This is a genomic window from Bacillus sp. EU63 (genome assembly GCF_038592915.1).
In the GTDB taxonomy this organism is placed as follows: domain Bacteria; phylum Bacillota; class Bacilli; order Bacillales; family Bacillaceae; genus Bacillus; species Bacillus velezensis.
On the sequence record NZ_CP151944.1, the window covers coordinates 834090 to 855000 of the forward strand.

A 20911-nucleotide genomic window follows, 5' to 3' on the forward strand; every position below is an offset into this window, starting at 1 on the left:
GTTTTTTTCAGTGTTTCAATGTAATGCTGATCACCGTATGTTTATCACTCTCAGCTAAGGAAATACTCCTGGTTTCCGGTACTCCGTCTTTTTCAAAAACGACGGTATAGGTTCCTTTCGCGCCGCTTTTCCATGCAATCTCGCCGTGGTGATCAGTCTTGCCTATTATCTCTCCGCGGTCTATATTCGGCTGATGATCTGACTCCGCCGCTTTCATCACGGTGACCGTCACACCGGCCGCCGGTGAACCGTCTGCATCCTCAACATGGAGCGTAACGGGCAGTGCTTTTTTGGCGGCGGAATCATCCGCTTTGCCGCATCCGCATAAAACGGCCGCGGCGAGAAAGAAAACAAAAGCTTTATTGATTTGACCAATATTGAATGTTGTCGAATACACTGTTTGTCACCCTTGTTCCCAGATTGTAAGACGACCCGCCGTTTGTATGAATGGCAATGGCGGTCTGGTCGGTGTCGCTGTAATTGCGGTAAACGGGCGATCCGCTCTGGCAGCCGAACGTATCTGTCGTGTAGGTGAGTTTATATGTCTCGGCAGAACGTATCGGCTTGCTGTCCGACCACATGGAACCGGACACTTTGTCGCACGGATACCCTGTCACGGTTGAGGAAAGCCCGGCCGGACTGGAACTGTTGGTCGTCCGGTAGCCGTACCAGCCGACAGTATTCCCGGGCGACCCGTTTACTTTGATTGCGCCGTAGTCATAGTTTGTGTCACCGTTTTCTGTCCACCCTTTGACACTGTAGAATGTCTTTCCTGAATAAGAGCCGTACGGGTACGATGACCCGTTGCGGCCGGGAGCTGCCGTAATTTTCGATGCCCAGCCGTTTTTCTGATCATACACGCAATGTCCCGCCGTAACGATCGTGTCGGCATTGACAAAAAAACCGGTGCATCCGTAAGTGCTTGTGCTGCCGCTGTATGTAACGGTCAGCTGTGCTGTCGCGCGATATGGAAATGATGTTGTAGGAGAAATTCTGATTCGTTCGTCTGTCCCAATAATACTGGAAGGCTTTAATGACTTGATGTCAGCTTTGCTGTTTTGTGCAAGCTGTCTTTTGGTGAGACCCGTTCCTTCATAAGCGGGGGATGTCTGTGTTGTTTGTACAGGCTGATTCAGATGTGCGTCAAACTCCTCACCGCTGTTTGATACAGATGTCTGCGGGCTGCCCGCTGCTTCAGCTGAAACAGCAAATAATGAAACTGACAGTAAGAATGCGGTAAGGCTCAGCAATCGTTTGGAAACTGTCTTCATTTTATAAAACCCCTCCTTTTTTGTCTACCGGCTTTCGGTTGAACATTTAACATATTATGGAATTTATTTAGCGTTATGACCTCAAAAGAATGTTTTTCTCCGCAAAAAAGAGACCGGATCATTCCCGGTCTCTTACGGAGTGTGTTATCGTCTGCCTGAAGCTCTCATGCGCTCTTGCGGGTGCGAATTAATTGAACCGTCCGCCCGTTTAGAAGCGTAGTCATCCTTTGCACGCGGTTCGCCTTCAAACTTATTATTGTTCTGATTAGGAAATCCTTTTGCCTTGTTCCGGACCATTTGTTTTCCCCCTCGGCCAATATCAAAAGGTTGCGCCTTCTGGACTGAAGACGTAAAGTTAGTATATGCCTGTGACAAGCTGCGTAAAAGCAGCAGGTTTTCCCAAGGAAAGGAGACAGAGACATGAATACATATATCGACAAACTGACGAATTTGCTGCTTGAGAAAAATGACATGCTCAGCTATTTGCAAGCGCGAACTTGGGTTGAGCTTTTATGGGGAGATTTCGAAGCGACTTACGCAAAAGCCGGCCGCCCGTATCAAGGAGAGCAAATGACGGAACGCGTCGTCAAGGAATGGATCGAATCATACGGCAGCAAGCTCCATATGTTCCAGAGCGTTCGGGAAGACGTTTCTCATTATTTGGATCAAAGCAGGGGTCTCCTGCATTAACATAGCAGTGCGCCCGCCGGATATCGTCCGGCGGTTTTTTCTTTTGATAAAAGAAATGGGAAAATCATGTTTGACGACCCGCGGAATGTGGAAATGTGTAATAACTTATAAAATAGCGGGGAGGAACCACAATGAACATGAAAAAGGGGTTAACCGCATTTATTCCGGCCGCAGGACTTTGCTTATTTTTAGCTGCAGGCACCGTTTTTTTCGATCCGGCAGCGAATGCCGCAGCAGTTCACCAGACAAAAATAGACACCGCAGCAGATACATATATCGTGAAAGCAGGAGAACTTAACGTCCGCAAAGAACCAAATAAACAAGGGTCGATTATCGGCACGCTTCGTTCAGAGGATTCCGTAAAGGTTAAACGGCTTCAAGGAGCAGATTGGGCTGAGATTGACTACAAAGGTCACAAAGCCTATATTTCCACGCATTTTCTGATGAAGCAGCCGATGAAGGCGGTGACGGCGAAACAAACCGCTTTTTATACGCCGACTTTGGAAACCGGCAAACAAGGGTCCGTTAAAGCGGGTGAAACCGTCAATGTGCTCGGCTGGGGGTTCAGCCATGACGGAGGGTTTGACCGTAAATGGGCGTACGTCACATACGGCGGGAAAGCAGGTTATGTGAAAACGGCCGACTTAACTCAAAAATAAAGATTCAGGCAGGCGAATGAGCCTGCTTTTTTTCTGAAACTTTCCGCCTTTCCTTTCGTAAAAGATGAAAAGGAGAGTGAGGGATATGATAATGGTGATCGGCGGCCTTCTGATGGCTGCAGCCGGCATTTTAGTCACATTTTTTCCGCCGAAGTCGATCAACAGCCTGTACGGATATCGGACGAAGCGCTCTATGGCGGATGAGTCGCAGTGGAGAGAAGGAAATCGATTCAGTGCGCTCCTCATGATTTTGTTCGGCCTTATTTCGGCGGCAGCTGGATTTGCGGGCAGCCTGCTTATCCGGCTGACTCAGCCGTTCGCCCTGATCGTTCAGGCCGTATTGTTGATTGCGATCAGCGTACTGATCATCGTCTTAACAGAAAGAAGATTGAAACAAACGGGGAGGAGAATCGATGAATGACATTACGTTTCACATGATCGAAACAAACGGAGTGACGCTGCACACGGCTTCAGCCGGTCCGAAAGACGGTCCTTTGGCGGTGCTGCTGCACGGGTTTCCGGAATTCTGGTACGGCTGGAAGAGCCAGATCAAACCGCTGGCGGATGCCGGATATCATGTTGTCGTGCCTGATCAGCGCGGCTATAATCTCAGTGACAAACCGGAGGGCATTGAAAACTATACCATTGATACGCTCAGAGACGACATTATCGGGCTGATCACGCATTTTACAGATGAAAAAGCCGTCGTCATCGGACACGATTGGGGAGGAGCCGTGGCCTGGCATTTGGCATCCACGCGGCCGCAATACGTTGAAAAATTGATCACGGTCAATATCCCGCATCCGGCGGTTATGCGGAAGGTCACACCGTTCTGCCCGCCGCAGTGGAAGAAAAGCTCTTATATCGCGTTCTTTCAGCTTCCGGAAAAGCCGGAACGGAGATTGTCTGAAGACGATTACCGCGTATTGGATCACGCGATCGGCTTATCCGAACGCCCGGCGCTTTTTTCACGGGAAGATATCGGCAGCTACAAAGAAGCTTGGGGCAGAAAAGGAGCGCTCACGGCGATGCTGAACTGGTACCGGGCGATCAGAGCCGGCGGTTTAGGCCCTGCCGTTCCGCTTAAAATGCCCGTTCCGTACCGATTAATATGGGGCGTCAATGACCGCGCGCTGAGCAAAAAGCTCGCCAAGGAAACAAAACGGATGATTCCAAACGGCGACTTAATCTTTATAGACGATGCCTCACATTGGGTCATTCACGAAAAACCGCGCATCGTCAGCCATTTGATTCATGAATACCTTCAGCAATAAAGTCTGTCCCGCGTACAGACTTTTTCTTTTTTTTCTCATATCTGCCGAAAAACATGACAAAATATAAACCATATGCAGAAAAAATTTTCTTTCCCTGTAACAAAAAAAGGGTTTAAACGTCATTAAAAAAAGGAAAAGCCTTACTGAAGTTTTGCGGACAATTCCTTTAAGGACGTCCTAAAAAAAGAATAATACAAAGAAGGTGCCTTCATGAAACAAAGGTTAATCTCAATTATTATTCCGTCTTACAATGAAGGGAACAACGTCAAGCTCATCCATGAATCTTTAAAAAAAGAGTTTCAGACGATTCATTATGACTATGAAATTTTCTACATCAATGACGGAAGCGCGGATGACACCCTTCAGCAGATTAAAGAACTGGCCGCCAGAAACCATCGCGTCAAATACATATCTTTTTCCCGCAACTTCGGGAAAGAAGCGGCCATTTTGGCAGGATTTGAACACGTGCAGGGCGAAGCGGTAATCGTGATGGACGCCGATCTGCAGCATCCGACCCATCTGCTGAAAGACTTCATTCAAGGCTATGAAGAAGGGTATGACCAAGTCATCGCGCAGCGCAACCGAAAAGGGGACAGCCCCGTGCGTTCCGTGCTTTCTTCCCTGTATTATAAATTTATCAACAAAGCCGTCGAAGTGGACCTGCGTGACGGGGTCGGAGATTTCCGCCTGCTGAGCCGGCAGGCCGTTGATGCCCTTTTGAAGCTGAGTGAAGGGAACCGTTTCTCGAAAGGGCTGTTCTGCTGGATCGGGTTTGACCAGAAAATCGTATTTTATGAAAATGTCGAAAGGAAGAACGGCACGTCCAAATGGTCATTCAGCAATCTGTTCAACTACGGAATGGACGGTGTCGTCTCCTTCAACAACAAGCCCCTGAGGGTGTGCTTTTTCACCGGTATTCTGATATTGCTTCTGTCGATGGTTTATATTGTAACGACCTTTGTTCATATTCTGACACATGGCGTGTCCGTACCCGGATACTTCACCATTATTTCCGCCGTGCTGTTTTTAGGGGGCATCCAGCTTTTGAGTCTCGGCATCATCGGAGAATACATCGGCCGGATTTACTATGAAACAAAAAAACGCCCGCACTACTTAATTAAAGAAGCGAATATAACGTATGGAGAACAAAATGAAACGAATTATACAAAAAAGCGCAAGTGGAACCATTAAACAGCCGCCGCTGTGCGCAGGGTCTGGGGACGTTGTATGAAAAAAAATAAATGGATCTTGCCGGCAGCCTGTGTGCTGGCTGCGGCAGCCGCTCATATTTTTTTCTTAAAAGAGTGGTCGGCAGGCCGCTATATGACGGGGTCTGGAGACGGGATCGCCCAAATGGCGGTCTTCAAAAAGCTGCTGTTTGATCAATATATGAACGGCAGGCTGTTTTACAGCTATTCGTTCGGACTGGGCGGGGGAGTGTACAGTCAGCTCGGCTATTATTTCTCTACTTCTTTTCTATTCCTGTTTATCTCCGCCGCTGTCCGCTTTTTGCAGCTTATTCAGCTGACGGGCGAGGCTGATGCGCTGTTCTGGGCGCAGGCCTCCGTTTTTATCAGCATCGCCAAGCAGAGTTTTATCATATTCACGGCGGCGTGTGTGTTCCGTTATTTCGTCAAACGGACGGTGCCTGCTTTTGCCGGCGCCGTGTTGTACGGGGTCTCGATTATCTACTTCCGGCATGAGGTATATTGGGACTTTTTCACTGACAGTATGGTGTGGCTGCCGCTGCTCGTGCTCGGCGCGGAAAAAATCATCAGGGAAAAAAAGCCGGCGTGGTTTATCTTCGCCTGTGCGCTGACATTGATCAACAACTTTTATTTTGCGTATATTAATTTGATTTTCATCGGCATTTATATCTTATTCAGGTGGGTGATCCCCCTTGAAGGCAATGAGGCGAAAAGACTCACTCAATGCAGGATATTTATTCTGTCGGGTCTTCTCGGGTTCGGCATAAGCGCAGTTTCCTTTATTCCTGTCGTATACGGATACCTTCATAATCTGCGGCCGCCGTATTCAGAGCATATTGCATGGCTTGATTTTTCCGACAACATTTTATTTTCAAGCCGGATTATCATCCTGCCGGCGGCTTTTTTGCTCTTTCTATTTACATTTTCTTTATACAAAAACCGCTTGTTCCGGCTGTTTGCGGGAATCAGTCTGCTGTATATTGTGTTTCACTTCAGTCCGTTTGCGGCAAGTGCCTTTAACGGTTTTTCAGCTCCGCAGAACAGGTTTGAATACGTCCTGTGCTTCACGATTGCCGGAACGGTTTCAGCCGGGCTTTCTAAGCTTTCAGACATCAGCATGAAGAGTATGCTGATGTCCGCCGTACTCGTCGTTCTGCTCTATTGGAGCCAGGTGAGGCGGTACAGTCTGGATATTTCTGATCACGCCAACCTGCCCGTCATTCTTCTTCTGGTGCTGACCATAGCCGCTTTCTTCGCTGCAAAGACAAGGCTGAAAGGCGCGGTGCCCGCCGTCTATGCCGTCATTTTGCTTACGGCGGTGCTTACGGCTAATACATATGAAAAATATGCTTTATCAGAAGGCGGGAAGATTTATACGGTATCGCATACATTTATGACGGGTGCTGACTATAAAGGCAAAGAGCAATCAGAGCTCATTCAGTGTCTGAAAGAAAAAGACCCTGATCCGTTTGCCCGTTTAGATTGGATGAACGGTGTTTTCAATAACACCCCGATCATATACGGATTCAACGGATTCAGCGTATACTCAAGCATACTGAACCGCAATCTGCTGTCCTTTTACTGGAACGACCTCCGGATTGACATGGGCAGAGAAAGCGTCAGCCGCTATGCGACATTAGGAAACAGGGCTAATTTATACAGCCTGCTTTACGGAAAATATTATATGACGGAAAAAGCAAACGAGGCCGGCGTGCCGTACGGGTTCAAAAAAATCATGGAATCATCCCATTATGCGGTTTATCAAAATCAATATATGCTTCCGTTCGTACGGACAGCCGATCGCGTATATAACGAGGGCGGTCTGAAAAAAGCGCCCGCCCTTGCCAGGGAACGGGCAATGCTTGACGGGATCGTCATGGAATCAAGCACAACCAACACGAAAAAAGCGCCTGAGGCGAAAAATATGATCCGCCATGCAGAGGTAGCGGCCGAACATGGCGATTATCATAACGGCATCCTGACGGTAAACGAAGACGGCGGCGGCCTGATCATTAAGCCGCAAGCCGCTAAGATGGACGGCGGCGATTATTACGTCAGCTTTTATTTGAAGAATAAAGCGAAGGACCAGGGCTTTACATTAAAAGTGAACGATTACACGACAACGAGAAAATCGAATCAATCCATTTACAAAACAGGTGTCAACGATCTTACTGTGAGAGTGCCGAAAACAAAAAACATCCAAATCCGTCTGCCGAAAGGATCGTATCAGCTTGACAGACTGGCGCTTTATGAAGAACGGTACGATACGCTGAAAAGCGCATACCGAAAAGCGGAAAAAGAACCGCCGGCCGATCTCAGCTGGCGCGGAAATACGCTTCATATCTCGTATGATAACAAAACCCGCGCGCCGTATATCATGCTTCCGATTCCATATGAAAAAGGCTGGGAGCTGAAGATAAACGGCAGAAAAGAGCAGATTGAAAAAGCGGATTATTCCTTTATCGGATTTAAAGCGCAAAAAGGAAAAAACGATATTCAATTAACGTATTACCCGCCGTTTTTTAAACCCGCGGCCGCTCTATCGGTAATCAGCCTCGTGTTTGCCGCTATATATGTGAGAAGACAAAAAAAGCCCGGCTCTTAAACAGAGCCGAGCTTTAATTTTTTCTGCAGTTTTTCCTCGCTGAAAATCCAGCCCGTGTAAGAAGAAAGAAGCTCTAAATCATGACTGAGATGGACGATAGCGACAAAAGGATAGTGGCCTTTGCTTCGGTAGCGCAAATCAATAAAGCGCACCTCATAATGATCTTTAAAGGTATCGACCTCCCACCTGTAAACGGGGGAAAATGAAAGAAAGGCTGCAATATTTTCGTCCTGTTTCGCGGCCTTCATCACATCGGTTTCCGGAACGGGCACGCGGTTGAATGTATCCAATATCACGACATGGCCGTCAAGGCTTCTGCCGACATAAAAGGCATGCGCCGTCGTCACGGCGATACGCCACTGCCTGAATTTCATCGTCGGCGAAATAATGATGGTTTCAATCTCCTCTTCAATCATTTCGCGCAGCCTTCGCTTTATCCGCAGCTGCATCAAAAACCGGACGGCGTAATATCCTGCGAGGATGATATAAAGCATCAGAAATGTCACGCCCGGATGACCTCCGATATACCACACGGCAATCGCGGCCAAATGGCTGACGAAAATAAACGGATCAAAGGTATTGATTAAACCGAGAGCGATCCATTTTCTCGAAAACGGGCGGATGGCCTGCGTGCCGTACGCGTTAAAAATGTCAACAAACACATGCAAAACGACAGCCAGAAGCGTCCACAGCCACAGGTGCAATAAGTTCGCTTCCGGATAAAACATAAACAAAATACCCGGAATCAGAACGGACCAAAATAAAACGGCGGGAATGGAGTGCGTGAACCCTCTATGATTTCGAATATAAACGGCATTATTTTTCAGCTTCAATATGGTATCAATATCAGGTGCCTGAGAGCCGGCAAGAGCGGCGATCATAACTGCCTGAGACATGGGGGTGTGCATGCCGACGGCAGGATCAAGAGTTGCGATTCCGCCAAGCGCGATACCCATGACAACGTGAGTGCCAGTATCCATTGTTGACCTCCTAGCAGGCGTTAAAAATCAGTCGCCCGCATATTTCGTATTATAAGATATTCCCCATTTTCTGTTTGCCCAATCATGGCGTTTATCCGCCGTTCTCATATGTTTCCGCTTTTTCTTTATCACTATTTAATGTAACATATTATCGTAACGTGCCCTAAGTTTACACCAAAATACGGTGTCAAGAAAAGCGGAACCCGAAACATCTGAGGAGAAGATATGAACGCACTTGAAGAAAAAATGAAACAAAAAGATATAGACAAATTTCGCGAGGACTTAATTACATGGTTCGAAAGAGAACAGAGAATTCTGCCGTGGAGAGAAAATCAGGACCCGTATCGGGTGTGGGTGTCAGAGGTGATGCTGCAGCAGACGCGCGTAGAAACCGTCATTCCTTATTTCCGGCGGTTTGTTGAGCAATTTCCGACCGTTTCGGCGCTCGCTGAAGCCGATGAGGAAAAAGTGCTCAAAGCCTGGGAAGGGCTAGGTTATTACTCCCGTGTAAGAAATCTGCAAAGTGCCGTAAAAGAAGTGCATGAGCGGTACGGGGGAGTCGTCCCTGCCGAGGAAAAGGAATTTGGCGGACTTAAAGGCGTCGGCCCTTATACAAAAGGCGCCGTGCTCAGCATCGCATACAACAAACCGATTCCCGCCGTAGACGGCAATGTGATGCGTGTCATGTCGAGAATTCTTTCCATATGGGACGATATCGCAAAACCTAAAACGAGAACCATTTTCGAACAGGCGATATCCGCTTTCATTTCTCATGAAAAACCATCTGAATTCAATCAGGGTTTAATGGAGCTCGGCGCGATCATCTGCACCCCGAAATCGCCGTCCTGTCTGCTTTGCCCCGTACAAAAGCACTGTTCGGCATTTGCGGAAGGGACAGAGCGGGAGCTGCCCGTTAAAAGCAAAAAGAAAAAGCCCGGAATAAAAACAATGGCAGCCGTTGTGCTGACAGACGATCAAGGCGATGTCTATATTCATAAACGGCCGCCAAAAGGCTTGCTCGCCAACTTGTGGGAGTTTCCGAATACCGAAACCCAGAAAGGAATCAAAACCGAAAGAGAGCAGCTTGAAGCCTATTTAGAAAAAGAGATGGGAACAACCGCTGAAATCGGGGAGCTGGAAGGTATCGTAGAACATGTTTTCACCCATCTCGTCTGGAATATTTCGGTCTTTTTCGGTAAAGTAAAACAAGTGTCGGATACAACGGAATTCATACGGGTCACAAAAGAGGAGCTCGAGGAATACGCATTTCCCGTTTCCCATCAAAAGATATGGAAAATGGCGGAAGAAAGCGGCCGCCTGTAAAAAGCGTCAGTCATAGCTGACGCGAGTGCCGTGGCCGTAATCCGCTTCATTCCGTTTCAGTCCGCCGCGGGCTTCGATTTCCTGAATCAGTTCCCGGTATTTGGACTGGCCTTCTTCGTTTAAATACGGCATAATTTGCTGGAAGGCATGATGGAAATAGGCGAGCTCTGAATCTTTCCAATCTTTTTTGGGCATCATGGCCAATTCGCCCATATCACGTCCGACATACATATAAAAGACCCCTTTCAACACATATTGCTTTTATTGTTTGTTGAATGAAAAGAACTATACACAGCAAGGAGCTGAGGAAAAATGGAACAAAATAAATGCGCACTGATCACGGGAAGCAGCCGCGGCGTCGGGAAAGCAGCCGCCATCAGACTCGCGGAAAAAGGATACAACATCGTCATCAATTACGCCCGCAGTAAAAAAGCGGCATTAGAAACCGCTGAAGAAATTGAAAAACTCGGCGTTAAAACGCTCGTCATTAAAGCCAATGTCGGCCAGCCGGCAAAAATCAAAGACATGTTCCGCCAGATTGACGAAACATTCGGCAGACTGGACGTGTTCGTCAATAATGCGGCTTCAGGCGTGCTGAGACCGGTTATGGAACTCGAAGAAACACACTGGGACTGGACGATGAATATCAATGCCAAAGCATTGCTTTTCTGCGCCCAGGAAGCGGCAAAGATGATGGAGAAAAACGGAGGCGGCCACATCGTCAGCATCAGCTCGCTCGGCAGCATCCGCTATCTTGAAAACTATACGACGGTCGGTGTCTCAAAAGCCGCTTTAGAATCGTTAACCCGTTATCTGGCGGTTGAGCTGTCTCCGAAAAATATCATCGTAAACGCGGTGTCAGGCGGAGCGATTGATACGGACGCGCTGAAGCATTTCCCTAACAGAGATGAACTGCTGGAAGATGCCCGCCAAAATACGCCGGCCGGCAGAATGGTCGAAATTAAAGATATGATCGATACGGTGGAGTTTTTAGTTTCTTCAAAAGCGGACATGATCCGCGGTCAGACCATCATAATTGACGGCGGACGCTCTCTGCTCGTATAAGTTTTAAAAAAGATGAATAGCCTTATCGTCTCCTGCGCATTCTATAGTGCGTGGAGGTGATAACAATGGCAAACTCAAAATTCAGCAAAACAGACGTTCAGCAGGTGAAAAGACAAAACCAGCAATCAGCTTCCGGTCAGGGTCAATTCGGCACTGAATTCGGCAGTGAAACTGATGCGCAGCAGGTTAGAAAGCAAAACCAATCTGCTGAACAAAACAAACAGCAAAACAGCTAATCACTGAAACGAAAAAGCACTTCATCTTCGGATGGAAGTGCTTTTTTCTGTTGCCGAAACGACAAAACTTGTGATTCCTCTACAGAATGAGTCAAAGGGTTTTCCGGCGGAAAATCGAAATGGTAAGGAGTATCAACCTAAAAGCCTAAGGAGGAACCCGATGTCAGAGTTTGAAAAGCTTGTAAGTGAACAGATGAAAATCATGGATCAGCTTCTCGAGCTGCAGTCACAACTTGACCGCTGCCGGCAGGTGGAAGCGGAACTCATCAGTCTGGAAAGAGATGCAAAGCTGGACAATGTACAGGACGAAATTGCGACAAAGCGAAAAGACCTGGCCGGCATACAGGAGTTATTCCAAAGGCAGACAGAGCAAGTCATCCAGTCTTATCGCAGCACGGAAAAGCCGTCTTCCTATGTGCAGAAATGAATGTGCCATTCCGGAAGCGGAGTGGTTCTTTTATTTTCATTTTTTAATTCGTAACGTTATAATAGTGAAAAGACTTGTCGGAAAGCAATTGCGGCTGCATTGACTGCAGGGCTTTACAGAAAGTAGGGGAGAAATATGGGATATCCCAAGGAAGGAGAAACCATTCAAATTCACAGCTATAAGCATAACGGGCTGCTTCATCGAATTTGGAATGAAACGACGATTTTAAAAAGTACGGAATTGTGTATCATCGGAGCCAACGACCGGACAATGGTGACGGAATCCGACGGACGGACGTGGGTGACGAGAGAGCCGGCGATCTGCTACTTTCATGCCCGTCAGTGGTTTAACGTCATCGGAATGCTGAGAGATGACGGGGTACACTATTATTGCAACATCAGCTCGCCGTTCGCTTATGACGGAGAGGCCATCAAATATATTGATTACGATTTGGATGTCAAGGTGTTTCCGGATATGACGTATAACATTCTTGACGAGGATGAATACGATGACCACCGCAAATCAATGAATTACCCTAAAGAGATCGACAGCATTCTGAAGGAGTATCTGAATACGCTGCTGCACTGGATTCATCAGCGGAAAGGACCGTTTGCTCCGGAATTTGTTGATATGTGGTATGAACGGTATCTGCGCTATACAAAATAAAGAATACAATAAAAAAACCTGTTGGGGTGTCAACAGGTTTTTCACATGGGCTCACACGCCTTAAAGAGAGAGGGGGATAAAGTGTGGGCGTAATCAGACGCTATATGCAATTTGTAAAACCTTATAAAAAACAAATTTTTATCACAGTGTTAATCGGCATCATAAAATTCTCCATCCCGCTGGCTCTCCCGCTTCTGTTAAAATACGTGGTCGATGACATTATTCAAGGGAGCGGAACGGCAAGCGCTAAAACATCATCGCTATTTACGATAATGGGTATCATGTTCGTGCTGTTTTTAATTCTGCGTCCCCCGGTAGAGTACTATCGGCAATACTTCGCGCAATGGACGGGCAGCCGGGTGCTCTACGATATCAGGGGGGTATTGTTTGATCATATTCAAAAATTGAGCCTGAGGTTTTATGCCAACACGAGAACGGGCGAAGTCATTTCCCGGGTGATAAATGATGTCGAACAGACAAAAGACTTTGTCATAACGGGACTGATGAATATCTGGCTTGATATGATGACGGTGCTGATCGTCATCTGTATTATGTTTACACTCGATGTCAAGCTGACATTGATATCTGTCATTTTGTTTCCGTTATACGGAATTTCAGTGAAATACTTTTACGGCCGCCTCCGAAAACTGACACGTGAGCGTTCTCAGGCACTCGCCCAAGTTCAGGGACATTTGCACGAAAGAGTTCAGGGGATGCCCGTTATCAGAAGTTTTGCCATTGAAGATTATGAACAAGCCAATTTTGATGAAAAAAACGGACATTTTCTGGACAGAGCGATCCGTCATACGAATTGGAACGCAAAAACGTTTGCAGTCGTGAATACCATTACGGATTTGGCGCCGCTGCTTGTTATCGCGTTTGCGGGTTATTTTGTCATAAACGGTCCCCTGACGGTAGGGACGATGGTTGCGTTCGTCGGCTACATTGACAGAATGTACAATCCGGTCAGAAGATTGATCAACTCATCGACGACGCTGACCCAGTCGATCGCTTCGATGGACCGCATATTTGAATTTATCGACGAGCCGTATGAACTGACTGATAAACCGAATGCAGTAAAAGCTGACGGCATTAAGGGCGAAGTTGAATTCCGAAATGTCTCGTTCCGTTATGAGGAAGGAAAAGAAACGATTTTGCAGGACGTTTCCTTAAAGGTGACAAAAGGGGAAACCGTCGCGCTCGTCGGGATGAGCGGCGGCGGAAAATCGACGCTTGTCAGCCTCATACCGCGTTTTTATGATGTATCCGGCGGCAGCCTGCTGATTGACGGCACAGATATTCGCGATTATGAAGCGAGAAGCCTCCGCAATCAAGTCGGAATGGTGCTTCAGGATACGTTTCTGTTCAGTGAGACAATTCGTGAAAATATCGCCATCGGTAAACCGGGAGCGTCTCTGGATGAGGTGGTTGCGGCAGCGAAAGCGGCAAATGCCCATGAATTTATTATGAACTTCCCCGAAGGCTACGAAACCAAAGTCGGCGAACGGGGCGTCAAATTGTCAGGCGGGCAGAAACAGCGGATTTCTATCGCGCGTGTATTCTTAAAAAATCCGCCGCTGTTAATCTTGGATGAAGCGACATCGGCTCTTGATCTTGAAAGTGAACACTACATTCAGGAAGCGATGGAAAAGCTTGCGAAAAACCGGACGACTTTTATCGTCGCCCACAGGCTGTCCACGATTACGCATGCGGATAAAATTGTCGTCATGGAAAACGGCGCCGTCGTCGAAACCGGCACGCACGAGGAATTAATGGCCCAAGGCGGCCAGTACAGACACTTATTTACGATTCAGAATTTGAACTGATACAAAAACTTATGCCGTCCGAATGGGCGGCATACGTTTTTTTGAATGCAAAAAAACCCGGTTTTACGGAAGCACCGGGTTACTCTTCGTCTGTTTCTAATTCGCTGTCTTTCGGGTGGTATGTCTGAAAACTCGTAATTAATGTATCGAGATGCTCCAGCTGCTCGCGGTATTCCGCAACCGCAGCCATAATGCTGAGCATATTGTAATCAAGCAGTTCATCCTCGCAGTTCTGCTGATTTTTCAAGAAAGACTTCGTCAAAAGCTGTTTATATCTTATGCTTTCTTCAGCATCGTCATCATGCGGCTTGATCTTGCCGACCGTCCGCATCAGAATCCTTTCGTGCCAATGAAGCAGATAATCAATTTCTTCTGTCAGCGTCTCCTGAAATTCCTCCGGCATATGATAAATCTCGTTTTCATAGCGGTGCAGCTTTTTCAGCGTATCAAGCGCCCGATTCGCCGTAATAATCGCCTGTCTGAATAAAACAAGCTTGCGCGACTTTACATACGTCGTTTTCTTAAAGTAGCTTCTCTCCTCTTTATAAAGAAGGTACGTATGATCAAGCTTCATCATCTTTTCTTTCAGCTTCTCAATATCCTCTTTCAATATCGAGTGTTCCGTGGACTGGCGCATCGTCAGCCTGATCCATTTCATGATCTCATCGGTATATTCAACCGTATGATGAGTCAGCTTCGTTTCGTATTTCGGCGGAAGAAACACAAGGTTCACAATAAAAGAAGACAGCACGCCTAAAATAACGGTGCTTGTTCGTATCAGAGCGAACGTCAGGAAGCTGTTTCCCGGTGTTTCTAAAATCGCGATAACCGTCACGAGCGCAATCGAAATGGTGTGTTCAATTTTCAGTTTTAACATGATCGTGATGACAATCACTGCGGTCAATCCGATCATAATCGGACTCGGTCCGAAAATCAGTCCGAATGCCGTAGCGATGACAGCGCCGATGATATTTGCCTGAACCTGATCAATAATGATAAGAAAAGACCTGTAAATAGAGGGCTGTATGGCAAATATAGCTGCAATCCCGGCAAAGATCGGCGACGGAAGTCCGATCCATGATGCTAAGTAGAGCGCGAGCGTAATCGCAATCCCTGTTTTAAAAATGCGGGCACCAAGTTTCATTGGTTTGTGCGTGCATTCCTTTCTCTAATAAATTATGTGCCGAACGAACGGCTGACACTTACATTTCCCTGTCGGCTGATTTGCTAAACAATAAAGTAATATACAGGGATCATACCAATTATTCAAGGTCTTTTTTTGAAAAAACCATTATCTCACAAATCGGACAAAAAGAAAAAGCGGAAGCCCCGGGCTCCCGCTTGTTTCAGCAGTTATTTTTTCATATGTCTGAACGCATCTTCAACGGCTTGTAAAGTGGCGTCGATATCCTCTTCAGTATGTGCGGTTGTGATAAACCAAGCTTCATACTTCGATGGAGCGAGATTGATGCCGCGCTCAAGCATCAGCTTGAAGAACTTGGCGAATGCTTCTCCGTCCGTATTTTCCGCCTGCTCGTAATTGACGATCTTTTCATCAGTGAAGTAAACCGTGAGCGCGCCTTTTAAACGGTTGACGGTGATGGTAATGCCGTGTGTCTCCGCATGGAAGAGAATGCCTTGCTCAAGTCTGGCGCCGAGCTCATCAAGCCGCTCATAAACGCCTTCTTCCTTCAGCACTTCCAGGCAGGCGATGCCAGATAGGATAGATGCCGGGTTTCCGGCCATCGTACCGGCTTGATATGCCGGGCCGAGCGGAGCAACCTGCTCCATGATCTCTTTTTTGCCTCCGTAAGCGCCGATCGGCAAGCCGCCCCCGATAATTTTACCGAGCGCCGTTAAATCAGGCTTCACTTGAAGAAGATCCTGCGCGCCTCCGTACATAAAACGGAACGCCGTGATCACTTCATCATAAATGACGAGCGCGCCCGCTTTATGGGTCAATTCATTTACCTGTTCTAAAAATCCTTCTTCAGGTTCAACGATGCCGAAGTTGCCGACGATCGGCTCGACGAGAACCGCTGCAATTTCCGAACCCCATTTATCCAGCGCGGCTTTGTAGCTTTCAATGTCATTGAAAGGAACGGTAATCACCTCATTGGCGATGCTTTTCGGCACGCCGGCGGAATCGGGGGTGCCGAGCGTAGACGGGCCGGAACCCGCAGCGACAAGCACGAGATCAGAGTGGCCGTGATAGCAGCCGGCGAATTTAATGATTTTTGTCCGGCCTGTATAAGCGCGTGCAACCCGGATCGTTGTCATTACCGCTTCAGTGCCTGAGTTTACGAATCGTACTTTATCAAGTGAAGGAATGGCCTCCTTCAGCATTTTGGCGAAAGTGACCTCATGTTTGGTCGGCGTCCCGTACAGCACGCCGTTTTCAGCCGCTGTTTTAATCGCTTCAGTAATATGCGGATGGGCATGTCCGGTAATAATCGGGCCGTAAGCCGCTAAATAATCGATATACTGATTCCCGTCTACATCCCAGAAATAAGCGCCGTTCGCTTTTTCCATCGCAACGGGTGAACCGCCGCCTACCGCTTTATAGGATCTGGACGGGCTGTTCACGCCTCCGACGATATGCTCTAACGCTTCCTTATGAAGTTCAACTGATTTTGTATACAAAAAATGACCCTCCTAATATCTCCTTACATCATGTTCTATTGTAGCATGCTTCATTGCGAGCACAACGGTTCATGCTTCCAGAAAAGAGCAGGAGGATAACGGTTGTAATCTTAACGTGAATTGGATACGCTTAATAAAAAACCCGGAGGTATAAGAAATGACGATTGAAATCGGACAAACAGCACCGGATATGAAATTAGTGAATGACAGCGGGGAAGAAGTAGCATTGACGGATTTTAAAGGGAAGTACGTCGTTCTCTATTTTTATCCGAAAGACATGACACCCGGATGCACGACGGAAGCATGTGATTTCCGTGATCAGCACGAAAGTTTCGCGGGACTTGATGCGGTTATCATCGGAGTAAGCCCTGACAGCCGTGATAAACATGAAAAATTTAAGCAAAAACACGATCTTCCTTTCCAGCTCCTCGTTGACGATGAGCACAAACTGGCGGAAGCTTTTGATGTGTGGAAGCTGAAGAAGAATTTTGGGAAAGAATATATGGGTATCGAGCGATCCACTTTTTTGTTAGACAAAGAAGGCCGTCTTGTGAAGGAGTGGAGAAAGGTAAAAGTGAAAGATCACGTTGCCGAGGCGCTTCGCGAATTGGAACAAATTGCGTCTAATTAATGGACAAATGCTGAACTCACGGGGTTTTCTTCAGATTACATTTGACAGGAGACCGGAAAAAGATGTACACTAATTATAAACATTATAAAGTAAGAATCTTTTTTAGAAGAGAGGTGCATGACGGATGGCTGCACATGAATTAAAAGAAGCCTTAGACACGTTGAAGGATACGGGAGTCCGGATTACTCCTCAACGTCATGCCATTCTGGAATATCTCGTGGATTCTATGGCACATCCGACAGCGGACGATATATATAAAGCCTTGGAAGGGAAATTCCCTAATATGAGTGTTGCGACAGTGTATAACAATTTGCGTGTATTCCGGGAAGCGGGGCTTGTAAAGGAACTGACGTACGGAGATGCGTCCAGCAGATTTGACTTTGTCACCTCTGACCATTATCACGCCATTTGTGAAAGCTGCGGAAAAATCGTAGACTTCCATTATCCCGGGCTTGACGAAGTGGAACAGCTTGCGGCTCACGTCACGGGGTTTAAGGTAAGCCACCACCGTTTGGAGATTTACGGCGTCTGCCAAGAATGTTCCAAAAAAGAAAACCACTAAACGAAGCTGACCGCTTTGATACGGTCAGCTTCGTTTATTTTACACTGTTTTTTCTGTTATAAGACTCATCGAACGCTTTGCCTTCCAATCCTTTATCCAATGTAAGCGGCTCTCTGCAATGCATGCACATATCCACTCTGCCCAGAATCTTCGTTTCTTTCTCGCAAGCGGGGCACATCACCCGGACCGCTTTTGTGGACAGCATGCCGATCCAAAAATAAACGGCTGTGCTGAGCCCGATCGACAGCAGGCCGAGAATCATAAACAAGCTGGCAAGCAAAACAGACTGCTTAAAGAACAGCCCGATGTACATAATGATAAACCCAACGAAAACCAAACTTAACGCAAACGTTCTGATCTTATTAATTTTGCTTGAGTATTTCGCCATGTCCATCCCCCTCTCGTTTAACTATAGCACAAAACAGATGGCATATTCTTCATGTTTTCGTAAGAAAAGGGAAGAATAAATATGGCACCTGAAAGGAAATTTGTTATAATAGTGCAATGTGTTTAGAAAAAAGGACTTTCATGTTTTATCATAGAAATGTAGAAACAATAGCTAGTGAAACAATCGCATTGGAGGAATCGTAATGGACAATCTTCTCCGTCCAATTTACCAAGAAAGAGCAAGTCATCCCGATACGCTGGCCGTCCTTATGATTGAGAGAAGGAGTAAAGCATCATCCATCACGGATAACTTTGATGCGGTCATGCTTGTCATTGTCAAACAGGCTGATGAACCTCTTTTTATAAAGCATTATGAATTCGAACAAAAAACTGCTTCTTTACATATTGTAACGGATGCTCTGCTTCAGGAATGGATTCTGCTTGGGACAAATAGAAGAGTCATAGATTGGATCATCAACGGCAAAGTGCTGTTTGACCGCAATGAATATATATCTGAACTCAATGACCGGCTCAGCACTTTTCCTTTCGCCGAGCGGAAATTAAAGATCGGAATGGAATACGGCAAGCTGATCAGAAGATTTGTAGAAGGAAAAGCGTTTTTTGAAGCTGATCATTTTCTGGATGCATATTATGCGGTAGTGCATGCTCTTCACCACTTGGCCCGCATAGAAGTGATTGACCGGGGGTTTTATCCCGAAACGACAGTCTGGAACCAGGTCCGTCACATTGAGCCGCAGGTATATAAGCTATATTCCGAACTTGTCGAGAGTCACGAAAGTTTGGAGAAAAGGCTCGAATTATTATTCTTAGCAAATGATTTTCTCATCCATTCAAAAGCTGAAATCGGTTCTGCGCACCTTTTTCAAGTGATGAAAGAAAAAGAAATGTGGCAGTTTGGAGAATTGCTTCAGCACCCTGAACTGCTGCACTTCACCCAAGATCTTGGTGTCATGCTTGATTACCTGACGGAAAAAGGCTTTGTTGAAGTATCTCAAATAGAGACCAAAGGGCAGGAAGTATATCATCGAGGATATTCTTTCAAAAAAAGTGTTGACGCTGAATCATAGGCATGGTATATTATTAAACGTCGCTGATGCGCTTCAACAAAAAGCTCACAGCGGCGGAGAAATAAAAACAAAAAAACATTTGACAGCAACTTGTTGAAATGTTATACTAAAAAAGTCGCCTCGAGATGAGGTTGAGATGATCTTTGAAAACTAAACAAGACAAAACGTACCTGTTAATTCAAAGTTTTAAATAAATCGCACAGCGATGTGCGTAGTCAGTCAAACACTTTATCGGAGAGTTTGATCCTGGCTCAGGACGAACGCTGGCGGCGTGCCTAATACATGCAAGTCGAGCGGACAGATGGGAGCTTGCTCCCTGATGTTAGCGGCGGACGGGTGAGTAACACGTGGGTAACCTGCCTGTAAGACTGGGATAACTCCGGGAAACCGGGGCTAATACCGGATGGTTGTTTGAACCGCATGGTTCAGACATAAAAGGTGGCTTCGGCTACCACTTACAGATGGACCCGCGGCGCATTAGCTAGTTGGTGAGGTAACGGCTCACCAAGGCGACGATGCGTAGCCGACCTGAGAGGGTGATCGGCCACACTGGGACTGAGACACGGCCCAGACTCCTACGGGAGGCAGCAGTAGGGAATCTTCCGCAATGGACGAAAGTCTGACGGAGCAACGCCGCGTGAGTGATGAAGGTTTTCGGATCGTAAAGCTCTGTTGTTAGGGAAGAACAAGTGCCGTTCAAATAGGGCGGCACCTTGACGGTACCTAACCAGAAAGCCACGGCTAACTACGTGCCAGCAGCCGCGGTAATACGTAGGTGGCAAGCGTTGTCCGGAATTATTGGGCGTAAAGGGCTCGCAGGCGGTTTCTTAAGTCTGATGTGAAAGCCCCCGGCTCAACCGGGGAGGGTCATTGGAAACTGGGGAACTTGAGTGCAGAAGAGGAGAGTGGAATTCCACGTGTAGCGGTGAAATGCGTAGAGATGTGGAGGAACACCAGTGGCGAAGGCGACTCTCTGGTCTGTAACTGACGCTGAGGAGCGAAAGCGTGGGGAGCGAACAGGATTAGATACCCTGGTAGTCCACGCCGTAAACGATGAGTGCTAAGTGTTAGGGGGTTTCCGCCCCTTAGTGCTGCAGCTAACGCATTAAGCACTCCGCCTGGGGAGTACGGTCGCAAGACTGAAACTCAAAGGAATTGACGGGGGCCCGCACAAGCGGTGGAGCATGTGGTTTAATTCGAAGCAACGCGAAGAACCTTACCAGGTCTTGACATCCTCTGACAATCCTAGAGATAGGACGTCCCCTTCGGGGGCAGAGTGACAGGTGGTGCATGGTTGTCGTCAGCTCGTGTCGTGAGATGTTGGGTTAAGTCCCGCAACGAGCGCAACCCTTGATCTTAGTTGCCAGCAT

23 protein-coding genes and 1 rRNA gene (1 of these 24 running past the window's edge) are annotated in these 20911 nt (G+C 47.1%); 16 read left to right on the forward strand and 8 right to left on the reverse strand.

The genetic code is table 11. The features are described from left to right. Positions 1–7: 7 nt before the first annotated feature. The 3 genes from NYE38_RS04230 to NYE38_RS04240 all read right to left on the reverse strand — a co-directional run bounded on the left by NYE38_RS04230 (position 8) and on the right by NYE38_RS04240 (position 1568). Positions 8–397 carry a DUF2606 family protein gene (locus tag NYE38_RS04230; RefSeq protein ID WP_014417236.1) on the reverse strand — a complete coding sequence of 130 codons (390 nt, stop codon included), beginning with the start codon at positions 395–397 and terminating at the stop codon, positions 8–10. Then, on the reverse strand, positions 360–1271 hold the full coding sequence (locus NYE38_RS04235) for a serine protease (RefSeq protein ID WP_025650228.1): 912 nt from the start codon (positions 1269–1271) through the stop codon (positions 360–362). Before NYE38_RS04235 ends, NYE38_RS04230 begins: the two co-directional genes overlap by 38 nt. Positions 1272–1415: 144 nt before the next feature. Continuing rightward, positions 1416–1568, reverse strand: a complete 153-nt coding sequence (locus NYE38_RS04240) for a small, acid-soluble spore protein K (protein ID WP_003155495.1) — start codon at positions 1566–1568, stop codon at positions 1416–1418. 123 nt (positions 1569–1691) lie between these two features. Here NYE38_RS04240 and NYE38_RS04245 point away from each other — a divergent pair, with 123 nt between their 5' ends. The 6 genes from NYE38_RS04245 (at position 1692) to NYE38_RS04270 (ending at position 7707) form a co-directional block, all read left to right on the forward strand. After that, positions 1692–1961, forward strand: coding sequence for a YfhJ family protein (locus tag NYE38_RS04245; protein WP_003155492.1), 270 nt, complete (start codon positions 1692–1694; stop codon positions 1959–1961). 131 nt (positions 1962–2092) lie between these two features. Then, positions 2093–2620 (forward strand): SH3 domain-containing protein, encoded by a 528-nt coding sequence (locus NYE38_RS04250; protein ID WP_014417238.1) that lies wholly within the window; start codon positions 2093–2095, stop codon positions 2618–2620. Between the two features lie 85 nt (positions 2621–2705). After that, the gene (locus NYE38_RS04255) at positions 2706–3041 is read left to right on the forward strand and encodes an SdpI family protein (protein ID WP_017419152.1); all 336 of its coding nucleotides are present in this window, start codon (positions 2706–2708) and stop codon (positions 3039–3041) included. Next, positions 3034–3894 carry an alpha/beta hydrolase gene (locus tag NYE38_RS04260; protein WP_017419153.1) on the forward strand — a complete coding sequence of 287 codons (861 nt, stop codon included), beginning with the start codon at positions 3034–3036 and terminating at the stop codon, positions 3892–3894. The genes NYE38_RS04255 and NYE38_RS04260 overlap by 8 nt, the downstream gene beginning before the upstream one ends. Positions 3895–4104: 210 nt before the next feature. Beyond that, positions 4105–5085, forward strand: coding sequence for a glycosyltransferase family 2 protein (locus tag NYE38_RS04265; RefSeq protein ID WP_003155484.1), 981 nt, complete (start codon positions 4105–4107; stop codon positions 5083–5085). Positions 5086–5121: 36 nt separating this feature from the next. Then, on the forward strand, positions 5122–7707 hold the full coding sequence (locus NYE38_RS04270) for a YfhO family protein (protein ID WP_063636896.1): 2586 nt from the start codon (positions 5122–5124) through the stop codon (positions 7705–7707). Here NYE38_RS04270 and NYE38_RS04275 read toward each other — a convergent pair. Beyond that, positions 7704–8687, reverse strand: a complete 984-nt coding sequence (locus tag NYE38_RS04275; RefSeq protein WP_017419155.1) for a metal-dependent hydrolase — start codon at positions 8685–8687, stop codon at positions 7704–7706. The genes NYE38_RS04270 and NYE38_RS04275 overlap by 4 nt on opposite strands. 225 nt (positions 8688–8912) lie before the next feature. Here NYE38_RS04275 and mutY point away from each other — a divergent pair, with 225 nt between their 5' ends. Then, positions 8913–10010, forward strand: coding sequence for an A/G-specific adenine glycosylase (mutY, locus tag NYE38_RS04280; protein WP_017419156.1), 1098 nt, complete (start codon positions 8913–8915; stop codon positions 10008–10010). A gap of 6 nt (positions 10011–10016) precedes the next feature. On the opposite strand, the gene NYE38_RS04285 is transcribed toward mutY, so the two are convergent. After that, positions 10017–10241 carry a hypothetical protein gene (locus tag NYE38_RS04285; protein WP_013351495.1) on the reverse strand — a complete coding sequence of 75 codons (225 nt, stop codon included), beginning with the start codon at positions 10239–10241 and terminating at the stop codon, positions 10017–10019. Positions 10242–10322: 81 nt separating this feature from the next. Here NYE38_RS04285 and fabL point away from each other — a divergent pair, with 81 nt between their 5' ends. The 5 genes from fabL (at position 10323) to NYE38_RS04310 (ending at position 14230) form a co-directional block, all read left to right on the forward strand. Next, a complete protein-coding gene (gene fabL / locus NYE38_RS04290) occupies positions 10323–11075 on the forward strand; it encodes an enoyl-[acyl-carrier-protein] reductase FabL (protein WP_003155478.1) in 753 nt (250 codons plus the stop codon). Positions 11076–11140: 65 nt separating this feature from the next. Then, positions 11141–11311 (forward strand): gamma-type small acid-soluble spore protein, encoded by a 171-nt coding sequence (locus NYE38_RS04295; protein WP_007408564.1) that lies wholly within the window; start codon positions 11141–11143, stop codon positions 11309–11311. A 160-nt stretch (positions 11312–11471) separates the two neighbouring features. Further along, positions 11472–11738 (forward strand): YgaB family protein, encoded by a 267-nt coding sequence (locus NYE38_RS04300; RefSeq protein WP_224988600.1) that lies wholly within the window; start codon positions 11472–11474, stop codon positions 11736–11738. Positions 11739–11873: 135 nt separating this feature from the next. Then, the gene (locus NYE38_RS04305) at positions 11874–12404 is read left to right on the forward strand and encodes a DUF402 domain-containing protein (protein WP_003155475.1); all 531 of its coding nucleotides are present in this window, start codon (positions 11874–11876) and stop codon (positions 12402–12404) included. Between the two features lie 83 nt (positions 12405–12487). Then, the gene (locus NYE38_RS04310) at positions 12488–14230 is read left to right on the forward strand and encodes an ABC transporter ATP-binding protein (RefSeq protein ID WP_014417243.1); all 1743 of its coding nucleotides are present in this window, start codon (positions 12488–12490) and stop codon (positions 14228–14230) included. A gap of 79 nt (positions 14231–14309) precedes the next feature. Here NYE38_RS04310 and NYE38_RS04315 read toward each other — a convergent pair whose 3' ends face one another. Continuing rightward, positions 14310–15374: an aromatic acid exporter family protein gene (locus NYE38_RS04315; protein WP_007610190.1), complete on the reverse strand. Its 1065-nt coding sequence runs from the start codon at positions 15372–15374 to the stop codon at positions 14310–14312. Positions 15375–15583: 209 nt separating this feature from the next. Next, positions 15584–16873 carry a glutamate-1-semialdehyde 2,1-aminomutase gene (locus NYE38_RS04320; RefSeq protein WP_285002048.1) on the reverse strand — a complete coding sequence of 430 codons (1290 nt, stop codon included), beginning with the start codon at positions 16871–16873 and terminating at the stop codon, positions 15584–15586. A gap of 157 nt (positions 16874–17030) precedes the next feature. On the opposite strand from NYE38_RS04320, the gene bcp reads away from it, so the two are divergent. After that, positions 17031–17504, forward strand: coding sequence for a thioredoxin-dependent thiol peroxidase (gene bcp, locus NYE38_RS04325; protein ID WP_003155466.1), 474 nt, complete (start codon positions 17031–17033; stop codon positions 17502–17504). A gap of 124 nt (positions 17505–17628) precedes the next feature. Then, positions 17629–18066, forward strand: coding sequence for a peroxide-responsive transcriptional repressor PerR (gene perR, locus NYE38_RS04330; protein ID WP_003155465.1), 438 nt, complete (start codon positions 17629–17631; stop codon positions 18064–18066). A gap of 34 nt (positions 18067–18100) precedes the next feature. On the opposite strand, the gene NYE38_RS04335 is transcribed toward perR, so the two are convergent. Further along, positions 18101–18454, reverse strand: a complete 354-nt coding sequence (locus NYE38_RS04335; RefSeq protein WP_007408568.1) for a YgzB family protein — start codon at positions 18452–18454, stop codon at positions 18101–18103. Positions 18455–18656: 202 nt separating this feature from the next. Between NYE38_RS04335 and NYE38_RS04340 the strand changes: the two genes are divergently transcribed. Together NYE38_RS04340 and NYE38_RS04345 are read left to right on the forward strand one after the other, a co-directional pair. Further along, a complete protein-coding gene (locus tag NYE38_RS04340) occupies positions 18657–19541 on the forward strand; it encodes a nucleotidyltransferase-like protein (RefSeq protein ID WP_014417244.1) in 885 nt (294 codons plus the stop codon). 228 nt (positions 19542–19769) lie between these two features. Continuing rightward, positions 19770–20911, forward strand: a 16S ribosomal RNA gene (locus NYE38_RS04345); it runs 408 nt beyond the window's last position.

Coding starts and splice junctions, on each gene's coding strand:
- NYE38_RS04235 (WP_025650228.1), bottom strand. CDS start 1,271: ATGAAGACAGTTTCCAAACGATTGCTGAGCCTTACCGCATTCTTACTG.
- NYE38_RS04240 (WP_003155495.1), bottom strand. CDS start 1,568: ATGGTCCGGAACAAGGCAAAAGGATTTCCTAATCAGAACAATAATAAG.
- NYE38_RS04245 (WP_003155492.1), top strand. CDS start 1,692: ATGAATACATATATCGACAAACTGACGAATTTGCTGCTTGAGAAAAAT.
- NYE38_RS04250 (WP_014417238.1), top strand. CDS start 2,093: ATGAACATGAAAAAGGGGTTAACCGCATTTATTCCGGCCGCAGGACTT.
- NYE38_RS04255 (WP_017419152.1), top strand. CDS start 2,706: ATGATAATGGTGATCGGCGGCCTTCTGATGGCTGCAGCCGGCATTTTA.
- NYE38_RS04260 (WP_017419153.1), top strand. CDS start 3,034: ATGAATGACATTACGTTTCACATGATCGAAACAAACGGAGTGACGCTG.
- NYE38_RS04265 (WP_003155484.1), top strand. CDS start 4,105: ATGAAACAAAGGTTAATCTCAATTATTATTCCGTCTTACAATGAAGGG.
- NYE38_RS04270 (WP_063636896.1), top strand. CDS start 5,122: ATGAAAAAAAATAAATGGATCTTGCCGGCAGCCTGTGTGCTGGCTGCG.
- NYE38_RS04275 (WP_017419155.1), bottom strand. CDS start 8,687: ATGGATACTGGCACTCACGTTGTCATGGGTATCGCGCTTGGCGGAATC.
- mutY (WP_017419156.1), top strand. CDS start 8,913: ATGAACGCACTTGAAGAAAAAATGAAACAAAAAGATATAGACAAATTT.
- NYE38_RS04285 (WP_013351495.1), bottom strand. CDS start 10,241: ATGTATGTCGGACGTGATATGGGCGAATTGGCCATGATGCCCAAAAAA.
- fabL (WP_003155478.1), top strand. CDS start 10,323: ATGGAACAAAATAAATGCGCACTGATCACGGGAAGCAGCCGCGGCGTC.
- NYE38_RS04295 (WP_007408564.1), top strand. CDS start 11,141: ATGGCAAACTCAAAATTCAGCAAAACAGACGTTCAGCAGGTGAAAAGA.
- NYE38_RS04300 (WP_224988600.1), top strand. CDS start 11,472: ATGTCAGAGTTTGAAAAGCTTGTAAGTGAACAGATGAAAATCATGGAT.
- NYE38_RS04305 (WP_003155475.1), top strand. CDS start 11,874: ATGGGATATCCCAAGGAAGGAGAAACCATTCAAATTCACAGCTATAAG.
- NYE38_RS04315 (WP_007610190.1), bottom strand. CDS start 15,374: ATGAAACTTGGTGCCCGCATTTTTAAAACAGGGATTGCGATTACGCTC.
- bcp (WP_003155466.1), top strand. CDS start 17,031: ATGACGATTGAAATCGGACAAACAGCACCGGATATGAAATTAGTGAAT.
- perR (WP_003155465.1), top strand. CDS start 17,629: ATGGCTGCACATGAATTAAAAGAAGCCTTAGACACGTTGAAGGATACG.
- NYE38_RS04335 (WP_007408568.1), bottom strand. CDS start 18,454: ATGGCGAAATACTCAAGCAAAATTAATAAGATCAGAACGTTTGCGTTA.
- NYE38_RS04340 (WP_014417244.1), top strand. CDS start 18,657: ATGGACAATCTTCTCCGTCCAATTTACCAAGAAAGAGCAAGTCATCCC.